16 protein-coding genes are annotated in these 13,278 nt (G+C 60.5%); 15 read left to right on the forward strand and 1 reads right to left on the reverse strand.

What is annotated here, in order from left to right; translation table 11 throughout:
• Positions 1-59: 59 nt before the first annotated feature.
• The 15 genes from ACO08C_RS12825 to ACO08C_RS12895 all read left to right on the forward strand — a co-directional run bounded on the left by ACO08C_RS12825 (position 60) and on the right by ACO08C_RS12895 (position 12,606).
• The gene (locus tag ACO08C_RS12825) at positions 60-869 is read left to right on the forward strand and encodes an SPOR domain-containing protein (protein WP_421786129.1); all 810 of its coding nucleotides are present in this window, start codon (positions 60-62) and stop codon (positions 867-869) included.
• A complete protein-coding gene (nagZ, locus tag ACO08C_RS12830) occupies positions 866-1,879 on the forward strand; it encodes a beta-N-acetylhexosaminidase (RefSeq protein WP_421786130.1) in 1,014 nt (337 codons plus the stop codon). Before ACO08C_RS12825 ends, nagZ begins: the two co-directional genes overlap by 4 nt.
• Positions 1,876-2,679, forward strand: coding sequence for a segregation and condensation protein A (locus ACO08C_RS12835; RefSeq protein ID WP_421786132.1), 804 nt, complete (start codon positions 1,876-1,878; stop codon positions 2,677-2,679). Before nagZ ends, ACO08C_RS12835 begins: the two co-directional genes overlap by 4 nt.
• Positions 2,676-3,446: an SMC-Scp complex subunit ScpB gene (gene scpB, locus ACO08C_RS12840; protein ID WP_421786133.1), complete on the forward strand. Its 771-nt coding sequence runs from the start codon at positions 2,676-2,678 to the stop codon at positions 3,444-3,446. The genes ACO08C_RS12835 and scpB overlap by 4 nt, the downstream gene beginning before the upstream one ends.
• A gap of 73 nt (positions 3,447-3,519) precedes the next feature.
• The gene (locus ACO08C_RS12845) at positions 3,520-3,762 is read left to right on the forward strand and encodes a twin-arginine translocase TatA/TatE family subunit (RefSeq protein WP_421786134.1); all 243 of its coding nucleotides are present in this window, start codon (positions 3,520-3,522) and stop codon (positions 3,760-3,762) included.
• 9 nt (positions 3,763-3,771) lie between these two features.
• The gene (gene tatB / locus ACO08C_RS12850; protein WP_421786135.1) at positions 3,772-4,233 is read left to right on the forward strand and encodes a Sec-independent protein translocase protein TatB; all 462 of its coding nucleotides are present in this window, start codon (positions 3,772-3,774) and stop codon (positions 4,231-4,233) included.
• Positions 4,230-5,039, forward strand: a complete 810-nt coding sequence (tatC, locus tag ACO08C_RS12855) for a twin-arginine translocase subunit TatC (RefSeq protein WP_421786137.1) — start codon at positions 4,230-4,232, stop codon at positions 5,037-5,039. Before tatB ends, tatC begins: the two co-directional genes overlap by 4 nt.
• 85 nt (positions 5,040-5,124) lie before the next feature.
• Positions 5,125-6,402 carry a serine--tRNA ligase gene (gene serS, locus ACO08C_RS12860; protein ID WP_421786139.1) on the forward strand — a complete coding sequence of 426 codons (1,278 nt, stop codon included), beginning with the start codon at positions 5,125-5,127 and terminating at the stop codon, positions 6,400-6,402.
• Positions 6,399-7,187, forward strand: a complete 789-nt coding sequence (surE, locus tag ACO08C_RS12865; protein ID WP_421786141.1) for a 5'/3'-nucleotidase SurE — start codon at positions 6,399-6,401, stop codon at positions 7,185-7,187. Before serS ends, surE begins: the two co-directional genes overlap by 4 nt.
• Positions 7,184-7,831, forward strand: coding sequence for a protein-L-isoaspartate(D-aspartate) O-methyltransferase (locus ACO08C_RS12870; RefSeq protein WP_421786142.1), 648 nt, complete (start codon positions 7,184-7,186; stop codon positions 7,829-7,831). The genes surE and ACO08C_RS12870 overlap by 4 nt, the downstream gene beginning before the upstream one ends.
• Positions 7,832-7,906: 75 nt before the next feature.
• On the forward strand, positions 7,907-8,905 hold the full coding sequence (locus ACO08C_RS12875; RefSeq protein ID WP_421786143.1) for a peptidoglycan DD-metalloendopeptidase family protein: 999 nt from the start codon (positions 7,907-7,909) through the stop codon (positions 8,903-8,905).
• A gap of 83 nt (positions 8,906-8,988) precedes the next feature.
• Positions 8,989-9,363 (forward strand): preprotein translocase subunit YajC, encoded by a 375-nt coding sequence (gene yajC / locus ACO08C_RS12880; RefSeq protein ID WP_421786145.1) that lies wholly within the window; start codon positions 8,989-8,991, stop codon positions 9,361-9,363.
• Positions 9,364-9,369: 6 nt separating this feature from the next.
• Positions 9,370-10,956, forward strand: a complete 1,587-nt coding sequence (gene secD / locus ACO08C_RS12885; protein WP_421786147.1) for a protein translocase subunit SecD — start codon at positions 9,370-9,372, stop codon at positions 10,954-10,956.
• Between the two features lie 10 nt (positions 10,957-10,966).
• The gene (gene secF, locus ACO08C_RS12890; RefSeq protein ID WP_421786148.1) at positions 10,967-11,935 is read left to right on the forward strand and encodes a protein translocase subunit SecF; all 969 of its coding nucleotides are present in this window, start codon (positions 10,967-10,969) and stop codon (positions 11,933-11,935) included.
• A gap of 59 nt (positions 11,936-11,994) precedes the next feature.
• Positions 11,995-12,606 (forward strand): urate hydroxylase PuuD, encoded by a 612-nt coding sequence (locus ACO08C_RS12895; RefSeq protein WP_421786150.1) that lies wholly within the window; start codon positions 11,995-11,997, stop codon positions 12,604-12,606.
• A gap of 63 nt (positions 12,607-12,669) precedes the next feature.
• Here the strand turns inward: ACO08C_RS12895 and ACO08C_RS12900 are convergent, their stop codons facing one another.
• A complete protein-coding gene (locus tag ACO08C_RS12900) occupies positions 12,670-13,275 on the reverse strand; it encodes a superoxide dismutase (RefSeq protein WP_421786151.1) in 606 nt (201 codons plus the stop codon).
• Between the last annotated feature and the right edge of the window lie 3 nt (positions 13,276-13,278).

A 13,278-nucleotide genomic window follows, 5' to 3' on the forward strand; every position in this document is an offset into this window, starting at 1 on the left:
TTGCCCTGGTGTTATTCTCAACCGGTTGAGATGATTCGCCCGCCAGAGAATGGAACGCCATGAGCGATCGCGACAGGGATTATCCCGACGACGATTATGAGGACGACGAGACCTTCGACGCGCGCGAAGATTCGCGGCGGGGGCCGTTGTTGCTGACGACCGCCTTTGCGGTCTTCGTGCTGTTCGTTGCCGTGGTCTGGAGCGCCTATCAGCAGGGTGCTCGCGATCGGGACGAGCCGCCGCGGATCGTAGCCGACTCCGAACCTTTCCGCGAACGCCCGGCCGATCCCGGTGGTGCGGAAACACCCGATCTGGATATCGAGGCGTATGAACGGATATCTGGCGAAAGCGATGCGGAGGACGGCGCCACGCCGCGAGACGGTCCGGAAGAACCGGTCACGGACGGCAGCCGTCCGGCATTGCGGCTTGAGGAAACTACGCCCGATGAAGCGGCGCAGAGCGAGGCTGGCCTGAGCGACGGCGCGGCCGTTTTTACGGAAACGCCGCAGGACCAGCCTGCGGAAGATTCGCCCGCTACGAATCCGCCTCCTCCGCCGCCACCGCAGCCAGCCGAAACAACGCGCACGGCGAGCTTGGCGATTCCCGCACCGGTCGATGAGGGCGGCTGGGTGGTGCAAATCGGGTCTTTCCGCACCGAGGAAGAGGCCGAGAGTGCCTGGGTCAATTTCATTACCGGCTATTCGGATATCGCGGCGGGCGCATCGCCGGATATCCAAGCGGCTGAGATTGACGGGCGCGGCACTTATCACCGGCTGCGGATTGCCGCCTTTGCGGGACGGGACGAGGCATCGGCTTTTTGCGCTGCGCTGCAGGACCGCGGCCAGGATTGTTTCGCGACCCGCCGATGAACGCGAGAGCCGCCATCTTCGGGCTGAATGGCCCGGTGCTCGATCCGGGTGAGCGCGATTTCTTTGCGGACGCTGATCCGTGGGGGTTCATTCTCTTCGCGCGCAATGTGAATGATCCGAAACAGCTTGCACGCTTGTGTGTCACGCTGCGCGACAGTGTCGGACGGAATGCGCCGATTTTCATCGATCAGGAAGGCGGGCGCGTCCAGCGATTGCGGCCACCACATTGGCGTAACGCACCGCCAGCAGGCGTGTTTGGTTTGCTTTATGAGCAAGACGCGGAGGCTGCGAAAGAAGCCGTTTGGATCAATCATCGCCAGCTCGCCGCGGAATTGGCGGCCAGCGGGATTGATGCTGATTGTGCGCCTTGCCTCGATCTCGCGATCCGGGGGGCCGACGCCGTGATCGGTGATCGCGCCTATGGCGAGGACCCGTCAATGATCGCTGCGCTAGGACGCGCGGCGATGGACGGGCTGATGGCTGGCGGCGTGGCACCTGTGATCAAGCACATTCCCGGACATGGCCGCGCCGATGCGGACAGTCATTTTCATTTACCCCGTGTCCGAGAACCAATTGAAACACTGACAAGAACCGACTTTGCGCCATTTGCAGCGCTGAAGGACGCCCCGATGGCGATGACGGCGCACATTGTTTACGATGCACTCGATCCCGGCACGCCAGCAACCATGTCCGAAACGGCGATCAAGTACATCCGCAACGAGATCGGCTTCGGCGGTTTGCTGATGACCGATGATTTGTCGATGAAAGCGTTGAGCGGTTCGTTCGAAGAGCGCACGCGCCGCTCGCTGCAATCGGGCTGCGACGTGGTTCTGCACTGCAATGGTGACCGGGGCGAGATGGATGCGATCGCGGAGGCAGCCCCGTTGTTGTCTGACACTGCTCTGGACCGCGCGTGCGCTGCGGAATCGTCGCGCGAGCAAGCCGAACCCTATGATGTATCCAAAGGGCAGGCGCGCCTCGAGCGGCTTCTGTCGAGGCTGGCAGCATGAGCGAGGACTTTGAGGAAGACCTGCCTTTCGAGGCCGCCGAGGACGCCGATCACGAGGCGCTAATCGTTGACATCGACGGCTATGAGGGCCCGCTTCATCTGCTGCTGGCGCTGGCGCGGAAAAAGAAAATCGATCTCACCAAGCTTTCCATTCTGGAGCTGGCCGAACAGTATCTCGCATTCGTTCACGCGGCGCGAAAAAGGCTCGATCTCGCGGCCGAATATCTGGTGATGGCGAGCTGGCTGGCTTTTCTGAAGTCACGGCTTTTGCTGCCGAAACCGCCAAAGGATGAAGACGAGCTGGAACCGGAGCAGATGGCTGCAGCGCTAGCTTTTCGGTTGCGGCGGTTGGATGCGATGAAGGCGGCAGGACAGGCCTTGTTTGCTGGCCAACTTGCGCGCCGCGATGTTTTCCCGCGCGGCATGCCAGAGGGCGTTCGGACATTGCGAGCCTCGCGCTATGAGGCAAATTTCTACGATCTCCTAAGCGCTTATGCGAGGCGCCGGCAGGCGACGATCAGCGCGAATTACCGGCCGGAACTACCGCGGGTTTACGCACTCGACAGTGCGCGGACACGGCTGGAGCGTATCCTGCCAGAGGTGCGCGATTGGCAGACACTCGAAAGCCTGCTCCCGGCGGGCGGCGAATTGGGCGCAAATCCGCCCCCGCGCCGCTCAATCCTGGCGAGCTCAACGCTGGCGGTTTTGGAGGTGACGAAAGACGGACATGCCGAATTGCGCCAGGCCAAGCCCTATGATCCGATTGAGGTCAGAGGCAGAAGCGAAGAACCGAAGGCATGACCGACAAGCCCGATCTCATCAGCGAAGCCATCGAGAAGCTCCGGGCGCGCGCCGAACGGCAAGGGGAAACCGAAACCGGCAGTATTGAAAAGGGCCCGCGCCTGGCGCTTGATGCCGAACGTCAACGCCTGCGTCGGCTGGAAGCGCTTTTGTTTGCCGCGGCAGAGCCGCTCGATATTGAAACGCTGCAAGCCCGGCTGCCGGCGGAGTCCGATGTCGAGGCGCTGTTGGCAGCCTTGCAGGCGGATTATGCCGAGCGTGGTGTTCAACTGACCGAAGCCGGCGGGCGCTGGCGGTTCGAGACGGCTCCTGATCTACGCGGCCTGCTGGACGAGATACGAGAGGAACCGCGCAAGCTGTCGGATGCCGGCTTGGAGACGTTGGCTATCATCGCTTACCACCAACCGGTGACCCGCGCCGAAATCGAGGAAATTCGCGGCGTGGCGGTCTCGAAGGGTACATTGGACCTGCTGTTTGAGCTGGGATGGATCCGGCCACGTGGGCGCCGCCGTTCTCCCGGCCGGCCCGTGACCTACGGCACGACAAACAATTTCCTAGAATATTTCGGTCTTTCCGGGATTGCCGATCTGCCGGGACTGGCCGATCTTAAAGCGGCCGGGCTTCTCGATGCCAGGCTGCCTCCGGGCTTCGAAGTACCGGCGCCTGGCCTGATGGACAATGCAGGTGATGAAGACCCGCTCGATCCGGAGGAGGACGCCCATCTTTTTCACGTCGATTTCATGGAGGAGGATGGCGGAAACGATTAGCGGCCTGACGAGGAAAATGGACGTGGGTGCGCCGCTCGTTTAAGCAATTAGATGGATCCGCAGGGAGGAAAGAATGGCGCCGGGTATTTGGCAAATCCTCATTATCGTTGTTCTCGTCGTTCTCTTGTTCGGCGCTGGCCGGATCTCGGGCCTCATGGGCGAGGTGGCGAAAGGCATTACCAGCTTCCGCAAGGGGCTTAAGGAAGGCGCCGAAGGCGATGACGCGGCGGACAAGGATACGGCTGGAACGCTCAGCGACGACCGGTCCGCCGACGACGCGCCCGCTTCCCGTGAGGAAGAAACCACGCGGAACTAGGAGCCGGTCATGAATCCCGGCATTGGCGCTCCCGAATTGATGGTCCTGGCGGTGCTGGCCCTGATCGTGGTCGGCCCAAAAGACCTGCCCATGATGTTCAGGCGGATTGGCCGGTTTGTCGGTCAGGCGCGGCAAATGGCGCGCGATTTCCAGCGCAGCTTCGACGAGATGGGCCGCGAGAACGAGATGGCCGATCTCCGGCGCGAGATTGAGGCGCTCAAGGCCGGCAATCCGGCCGCCGACCTGAAGCGGGATTTGGAAGACGTGAAGCGCGATCTCGCCTCGCTGGAACACGAGGATATCGTTCAGAAGAAGATCGCCGCAGCCGACATGCCGAGCGGCAAGGAAGACATGCTGGCCGTTTCCGCCGACGACGAGACGATCCATAAGCCGGGCAAGGCCGGCGAGGCCAAGGTCGAGCCGTATTCGCCGCCCCCCAAGCAGACCAAAACGGCGGACAAAGCTGAATGAGCAAGGATGCCGATCAGCATGCTGAAGACGACGAAGTCGAGGCCAGCCGCGCTCCCTTGATGGAGCACCTGACCGAGCTGCGCACCCGGCTAATTCGCCTTGTCGGCGTTTTGGCCGTGGGCTTCGTCGTCTGCTTCATTTTTGCGGAGCCGATCTACAATTTCCTGCTGGTTCCGTTTCAGGATGCTGCGGCGCGCGTTCGCGAGAGTGATCTGGCACTGGAGCTGATATTCACAGCCCCGCTCGAATTCTTTTTCGTGAAGGTCAAGCTGGCCTTCTTTGGCGCTCTGATCCTCGCCTTCCCGTGGGCGGCATACGAGATCTATTCCTTTGTGGCACCCGGCCTCTACCGCAATGAACGCGGCGCGTTTGCGCCCTTCCTGCTGGGTGCCCCGGCGCTGTTCGTTGCCGGCATGTCCTTCGTCTACTATTTCGTCTTGCCGTTCGTCATGCGATTTGCGTTGAGCCAGGAGCAGATGGGCGACGGCAGTGGCGTTTCGATCCAGCTGCTCACGCGGGTCTCGGACTATCTCAACCTGGTGACCACGCTGATCCTGGCCTTCGGGCTGAGTTTCCAATTGCCAGTCTTGCTGATGTTGCTCGGCGGTGCCGGCATCGTCACGTCACGGCAATTGATCAATTTCTGGAAATTTGCGCTGGTGGGCATTTTCGCGTTTGCAGCATTTGTGACACCGCCCGATCCGATCAGCCAGCTGATCCTCGGTAGTGTGCTCATGGGGCTCTATGGCCTCTCAATCGGGGGCGTCAAAATGGTCGAGAAACGCCGCCCGGCCGTGGACGACTGATCATTGCTTGCAAATATGTCAGCGGAGTTGCCAGTGTCCGGGGCCCTCGCTATCACGCGGGCGACGTTCGAACCGGGAACCTCCGATGCATGATATCCGACTGATCCGTGACAATCCGGAAGCCTTTGATGAAGCGCTCCAAAAGCGTTTTCTGCCGCCACAGGCGGACGAAATCCTCCGGCTTGACCGCAAACGGCGCGAAGCGCTGACACGGCAACAGGAGGCCGAGACCGAGCGCAATGCGCTGTCGAAACAAATCGGCCAGGCCAAGGCAAAAGGCGATGAAGACACGTTCAATAAGCTTCGCTCGGATGTCGACCGCCTGAAAGGCGTACTCGAGGAGAGCGGCACGGATGCCGCCAAGTTCGAAGAGGTGCTGAACCAGCACCTGGCTGGACTTCCCAATCTGCCCGCTGACGACGTGCCGGTCGGCGAGGATGAGGACGCGAACGAAGAAGTGCGCGGCTGGGGCGATCCGCGCACATTTGATTTCGAACCCAAGGACCATGTCGACCTGGGTGAAGGATTGGAACTGCTCGATTTCGAACGCGCTGCCGCCATCTCCGGATCGCGTTTTGCGGCGCTGTCGGGTGGGCTGGCGCGCATGGAGCGAGCGCTGGCTCAGTTCATGCTGGACTTGCACACGCAGGAACATGGATTCACCGAAGTCAGCCCGCCCTATCTGGTGCGTGACGAAGCGATGTATGGAACCGGGCAGCTTCCGAAATTCGCGGAAGACTCCTTCCATACGGATAATGGCTACTGGCTGATTCCGACATCGGAAGTGCCGCTTACCAACCTGTTCCGGGACACAATCCACGCCGAGGCCAATTTCCCGGCGCGGCTGACGGCCTTCACACCCTGTTTCCGCTCAGAGGCCGGCTCGGCCGGGCGCGATACGCGGGGCCTGATCCGGATGCACCAGTTCCACAAGGTCGAGATGGTCTGCGTGACCAAGCCGGAAGACTCCGATGTCGAACTTGAGCGCATGACGAATTGCGCCGAGGAGGTGCTGCGGCGCCTCGAACTGCCTTACCGGGTGATGCTCTTGTCGTCGGGCGATATGGGTTTCGGCGCGCGCAAGACTTATGATCTGGAGGTGTGGCTGCCGAGCCAGAAAACCTATCGCGAGATTTCGTCCTGCTCGAATTGCGGGGATTTCCAGGCGCGCCGGATGAATGCGCGTTTCCGGCGTGATGGGGAAAAGAAGCCGGAATTCCTTCACACCTTGAACGGTTCGGGTGTGGCGATCGGCCGGGCGCTATTGGCGGTCATGGAAAACCATCAAAATGTAGACGGGACGATCACGGTACCGGATGTGCTGCGGCCCTATATGGGTGGGACTGAGGCGCTGGGCGCATGAAAAACCCCCGCATCCTGCTGACGAATGATGACGGTATCCGCGCCCGCGGCCTGAAATCATTGCGGAAAATTGCAGCCCAATTGTCCGATGATGTATGGGTTGCCGCGCCGGCCGAAGAGCAGTCCGGGGCTGGCCGATCGCTGACGCTGCATGAACCGCTGCGGGTCCGAAAAGTCGAGGAACGTACTTTTGCCATAACCGGAACACCGACCGATGCGGTGCTGATGGGCGTGCAAGATCTGATCACGGACAAAAGGCCGGATCTCGTTCTCTCGGGTGTCAATCGTGGCGGCAATGTCGCCGAGGATGTCACCTTTTCCGGCACGGTGGCCGGAGCTATGCAGGGCATGCAGCTGGGCATTCCCTCGATTGCACTAAGTCAGGTCTATCCCTACAAGCCCAACACGACGATACGCTGGGAGGTCGCAGAAACCTTCGGTGCGCCGATCATCCGCAAGCTTCTGGAGATGGGTTGGCCGGAAGATGTCTTGATCAACATCAATTTTCCGGACCGCGACCCGGCCGATATCGAAGAAGTTGAAGTGACCAAGCAGGGGCGGCGCGATCAGGCCATCGTTCATGCGGACAAGCGAACAGATCCTCGGGGGGTGGACTATTACTGGATCGGCTTCCGGGGCGCGCCGCAAAGTCCCATTGAGGGTGATGATCTGCACGCGGTCATGGGCGGCCGGATCTCAGTCACGCCCTTGCATGTCGATCTCACCCACATGGAGACGCATCACCGCCTGAAGGGCGTTCTGGGCGGTGCACCGCCTCGAAGATGACCATGGCCGATCCGCGTTTGATACAGCTCGTTATGAGCCTGCGCGGGCAGGGGGTGACGGACCGTCATGTACTGGCGGCGATCGAACGCACGCCTCGCGGACTCTTCGTGCCGGAGCGGTTTGTCGATCAAGCCTATGAGAACCGGCCGCTGCCTATCGATTGCGGACAGACAATCAGTCAGCCGTTGATTGTCGGCTTGATGACCCAACTCCTAAATCTTAATGACCGTTGCAAAGTGCTCGAGATCGGAACGGGGTCCGGTTACCAGGCCGCGGTCCTCTCACGTTTAGCGCGGCGCGTTTATACAATCGAGCGCTACCGCACGCTTGCGAAGGAGGCCGAAGCCCGATTCGAGGCTTTGCGTCTGACCAACATCACGCAGCGCGTCGGTGACGGGACGAAGGGTTGGCCCGAGCAAGCGCCGTTTGACAGGATCATCGTGACCGCCGGCGCGCCTGTGCGGCCGGACACACTGTTAGAACAACTCAAGCCCGGTGGTATTGCGGTGGTCCCTGTGGACAATGACCGTGGCACGCAGACGCTGATCCGGTACACGCATGACAAAGATGGGTCGCTGCGCGAGGACGCGCTGATGGATGTGCGTTTCGTGCCGTTGGTGAAAGGTGAAGCAAAAGCCCTCTAGCAGCCATGTTTGGCTAACCGGAGCTTAACGCCTCTTCGGCTTACTATCGCCGATTTGTCGTTGAGAAGATCACCCGTGCTGTCCGTTCGCTCCATATTGCTGCTGGTCCTGGCGTCGAGCCTTGCCGCCTGTGCGACCCCGTCGCCGCGCGAGCCGGCTGCGATCGATTATCGCCGGGCAAACTATGATGGACCTCGGCCGGAGGTCGTCAATTCGCGGCCGCGCTGTGCGCCCGGTGAGCGCTATATCGTTCAGGACGGCGACACGCTCTCCGAGATCGCGGAATCCTGCGGCGTCTCGACGCGTGCCATGGCCGAATCCAACGGACTTTATCCACCTTATGACGTGTATGCCGGGCAAGAGCTGACCTTGCCGCGGCCCGGTTCGCACACCGTCCGGCGCGGCGAAAACCTCTACCGCATTGGACTGCGCTACAATGTGAATCATCTGGAAATTGCGGCGTTGAACGGCATAGGCGCGCCCTATGCGATTGAGGTCGGACAGGTGCTGCAATTGCCGAGCGGGGCGTCATCGAGCCAGTTGTCTTCACCGCGTCCGAGGCCAGCCGATACTTCGGCTCCAACGATCCGAACGGCATCGGTCGATTCTCCGGTCCGGCTCGAAGAAGCAGACCCGCCCCCACCATCGTCTTCCCGAACACCGGCCCGATCGCCCGAGCCGGCGAGCACCGGTCCGGTTACATTCCAATGGCCGATCCGCGGTGACATCATTTCGACCTTCGGTCCCAAGCCCGACGGCCGCCGCAATGACGGCGTCAACATTGCCGCAGAAGAGGGTGCAAGCGTGAGAGCTTCCGCGGCCGGGACGGTGGTCTATGCCGGCGGTGAGTTGCAGGGCTATGGCGAGCTGGTGCTTATCCGCCATTCGGATGGTTGGGTGACGGCCTACGCCCACAATTCCCGACTTCACGTTGCGGAGGGCGACCGCGTGAACCAAGGGCAATTGATTGCCGAAGCCGGATCCAGCGGTTCGGTCGATACCCCGCAGGTGCATTTCGAGATCCGCCGGGGCGTGACCCCTGAAGATCCGATGCGTCATTTGCCCGGCAGTTAACGGCTGCCCCTTGTTGCATGGGACGCGCGTCCCGATATATTCCCGCGACCTTCAAATAAACGGCTCGCTTAAGGGGCATCTCCATGTTTGACGCAATCCTTCCCGCTTCCGCCGGCGCTTCCGGCGGCGCGATGGGCGCCTTGATTCAATTCGCACCGCTGATCCTGATCTTCGTGGTGTTCTATTTCTTGCTGATCCGTCCGCAGCAAAAGCGGATGAAAGAGCACCGGGAAATGGTTGCCGCGCTGTCGCGCGGTGACGAGGTCGTCACCTCTGGCGGTATCCTCGGCAAAGTGACGAAGGTGGATGATGTCGAAGCCCAAGTTGAAATCGCAACGGGCGTGAAAGTCCGCGTGATGAAGTCGACGATTTCCGAAGTGCGCTCACGGACCCAGCCGAAGGCCGCAAACGATACGAAATCGTCAAAGAAATCCGAAGACAAGACCGTCTCGGAGTAAGGGCGGATGCTTTATTTCGCGCCTTGGAAAATTACGCTGATCCTCGGGATCGCGCTCGTTGGGATATGGTTTGCCGCCCCGAATTTCTCGCCTTTACCGGGTCAGACCGTTAATCTCGGCCTTGACCTACAGGGCGGCTCGCACCTCGTTTTCGAGGTGGACCTGGAGGGCGTGAAAGATGAGCGCCTGTCGGGGCTTTCCCAGGAAGCGAACGTATTGCTGCGTCAGCAGCCGACCATCCCGACCGCGGCCAACGCCGTCATTGGCGAAGAGGTCGTGATCCGAATTGCGCGTGCGGAAGATTTCGACGAGGCCTATACGCGGCTTCAAGGATTATCCCGGCCGATCGGCGATAGTGCCACAGGGCTGACGGGTGGGCTGGCGCCGCGGAATGTCGAGTTCGATCGCGACGACACCGAACGCACGATCCGCGTCCAACTGACCGAGGCGGCGCTCGTCGACATTCGGGACCGGACGTTGGCACAATCGATTGAAGTGATCCGGCGCCGTATTGACGGGGCAGGCACAACCGAGCCGACCATAGCCCGGCAAGGCGATGAGCGGATTCTCGTACAGGTACCCGGCGAGAGTAATCCGCAACGGATTATCGAAATCGTCGGTACGACGGCGCGCATGACGTTCCACCTCGTGCGCGAGGACGTGGCCGTGGGTGCGGATGGCCAAGGCCGGACACCACCTGGTGTTCGCATTGTGCCCCAGGACAATCTGTCCGAACCATTTATCGCCATCGAGCGCCGCGCTATGGTCTCGGGCGAGAACCTGACCTATGCCGGATCGACCTTCCAGGAAGGCCAGCCGGTCGTTGAATTCCGCTTCGACACGACCGGCGCTGCAGCCTTTGGCCGAGTAACAGCGCAGAATGTCGGCCGGCGGTTTGCGGTTGTCCTCGATGACATCGTGATCTCTTCACCGGTGATACTGGGCCCGATCCTGGGTGGTTCGGGCGTAATCCAGGGCAATTTCACGTTCGAGAGCGCTTACGATCTTGCCGTGCTGCTGCAAGCCGGTGCGCTGCCGGCGGACCTGACCGTCGTTGAACAACGCTCGGTCGGCCCGGGCCTGGGGCAGGATTCGATCAATAAGGGCCGCATTGCGGTGATCATCGGATTCATCGGCGTCATCATTTTCATGCTGGCGGCCTATTCGGTGTTCGGCGTGTTCTCCAATCTTGCCCTGATGCTCAATGTGACCCTGATCCTGGGGGCGCTATCAGGTCTGCAAGCGACGCTGACGCTGCCCGGTATTGCGGGCATTATCCTGACCATCGGCATGGCTGTGGATGCGAATGTGCTGATTTACGAACGGATCCGCGAAGAAGCCCGAAACGGCCGAACGCCGGCCAATGCGATCGAGCGCGGTTATTCCGAGGCGCTATCGGCAATCCTCGACGCGAACATCACGACACTGATCGCCGCGGGTGTGCTCTACATGCTGGGCGCCGGTCCGGTGCGCGGTTTCGCCGTTACACTCGGCATCGGCATTCTGACCTCTGTCTTTACCGCTTTCGTCTTCTCCCGCTTGCTCATCGCGATGTGGGTGAAGGGGCTGAAGCCCAAGAAGCTCCCGATCTAGGAGACGGTTCATGTCCCTTGCTCTCGTCAATTTCCTTCCCGACGATACGACCGTTCCATTCATCAAGGCCCGGCTCGCAGCGTTTGGGTTTTCTGCGCTAATGCTGGTCGCCTCCATTGCGGCGTTTTTCGCGATGGGCCTGAATTTCGGGATCGATTTCACTGGCGGTGTGACGCTTGAAGTCCGGACCGAGGAGCAGATCGACGCGGAACGCATCGACGAGATGCGGACACTGCTGAACGGTTTGGGCTTCGGCGCCGTCGAGCTGCAGGGCTTGTCGGAGCTGACGGAAGGATCGGACTGTTTCGGCGATCATTGCGCCCTGATCCGCGTCCAGCCGCAGGAAGGCGAAGGGATCGAGGCCGAGGAGGCGCAACAGGCCGCTAATCTCGCCGTTCAAGCCGCACTGACCGAGCAATACCCGGGTATCGAATTCCGGTCGATCAACGTGTTGGGGCCGAAAGTGTCCGGCGAGCTGGTGCAGGCCGGCGTGACGTCCATCGTCGTCGCGCTCGTCTTGATGCTGATCTATATCTGGTTCCGCTTCGAATGGCAGTATTCTGTCGGTGCCGTGCTGGCGCTGGTGCACGATGTCATCATTACGATCGGCATGTTTGCGGTGACCCAGCTGGAGTTCAACCTGTCGACCATCGCTGCGATTCTGACAATCGTCGGCTACTCCATGAACGACACGGTCGTGGTTTACGACCGGATCCGCGAGAAGCTCCGCAAATTCAAGAAAGAGTCCCTTGCCGAGGTACTCAATCGGGCGATCAACAAGACGCTGTCGCGGACGATATTGACATCGGTAACGACACTGGTGGCGCTCATCTCGCTTTGGGTGCTGGGCGGCGCGGCCCTTCAGGGCTTTGCTTTCGCCATGATCTTCGGTGTGGTGATCGGGACCTATTCCTCGATCTTTATCGCGGCACCTCTCTTGCTGGTCACTCAGGTCAAGCGCGAGAGCGCCGAGAGCTGATTTCGCTTTCCCGCGGGGACTGATACTCTCTTCGAAATCGAATCGGGGAGGGTTCAATCATGGCCGCCATTCTGTCGAATTTGCGCACAACAGTGCACATCTCGATCGCGCTCGCGATCCTGTTCTTTGTTGGTTACGCGCTGGCGTACGACTCCATCGGCTTCAACGGTGCGTTCTGGATGGCAGTCGCCAGGTGGACCCATGTGGTCGCCGGAATCATGTGGATTGGCCTGCTTTGGTATTTCAACTTCGTGCAAATCCCGACCATGCCGGAAATCCCCGATGAGCAGAAACCGGCGATTGGCAAGCATATCGCGCCGAAAGCCCTATTCTGGTTTCGCTGGGGCGCGGCGTTTACCGTACTGACCGGCCTGATCGTGGCCTATCTGCGTGGATATCTCGTCGAAGTGCTGTCGCTCGGCATGATCGCCGATGCTTATGCGGCGCAATATTCCTTCATCGGCATTGGCATGTGGCTGGCGCTCATCATGGCCTTCAATGTCTGGTTCGTGATCTGGCCAAACCAGAAGATCGCCCTTGGCCTTGTTGAAGCGGAAGCCGATGCGAAGCCCAAAGCGGCGAAGACGGCGATGCTGTTCTCCCGCACGAACACGCTTTTGTCCTTCCCCATGCTAGTGGCAATGGCAGGGGCACAGACGCTTTTCGGCTAACGCCGCTGCGACTCACAGAAAAGGCCCGCGATCGGCGGGCCTTTTCACGTTTGGTGGTCGTTTTTACTGACCGGAATTCGCCAGATTCTCTGCCGCGAAATCCCAATTCACCAGCTTGTCGAGGAAGGTCTGGATGTAATCGGGACGCTTGTTCTGATAGTCGAGATAATAGGCGTGTTCCCAGACATCCATGGTCAGCAATGGAACCGCCCCGTCCTCCGTCAGCGGCGTTTCGGCGTTCAGTGTTTTGCGCACGTCCAGCTTGCCGTTTTTGACGATGAGCCACGCCCAGCCGGAACCGAACTGACCCGCCCCGGCGTCCGAAAACGCTTTCTTGAAGTCGTCAAATGAGCCGAAATCGCGGTCGATCCGTTCGGCGATGTCGCCGGACGGCGTGCCGCCACCATCCGGCTTCATCGAATTCCAGTAGAAAGTGTGGTTCCATGTCTGGGCTGCATTGTTGAACAGACCCTGATCGCCGTCGCTGTCGGCCTTGCGGATCAATTCTTCAAGCGAGAGCCCCTCCTTGTCGGTCCCCTCAATCGCCTTGTTTGTTTTTTCGACATAGGACGCATGGTGTTTGCCGTGGTGGAAGCTGAGCGTTTCCGCAGAGATGTGCGGTGCCAGTGCGTCTTGGGCGTAGGGAAGTTCGGGGAGGGTGTGGGCCATTTT

The organism is Hyphobacterium sp. (assembly GCF_965229905.1).
GTDB lineage: Bacteria > Pseudomonadota > Alphaproteobacteria > Caulobacterales > Maricaulaceae > Hyphobacterium.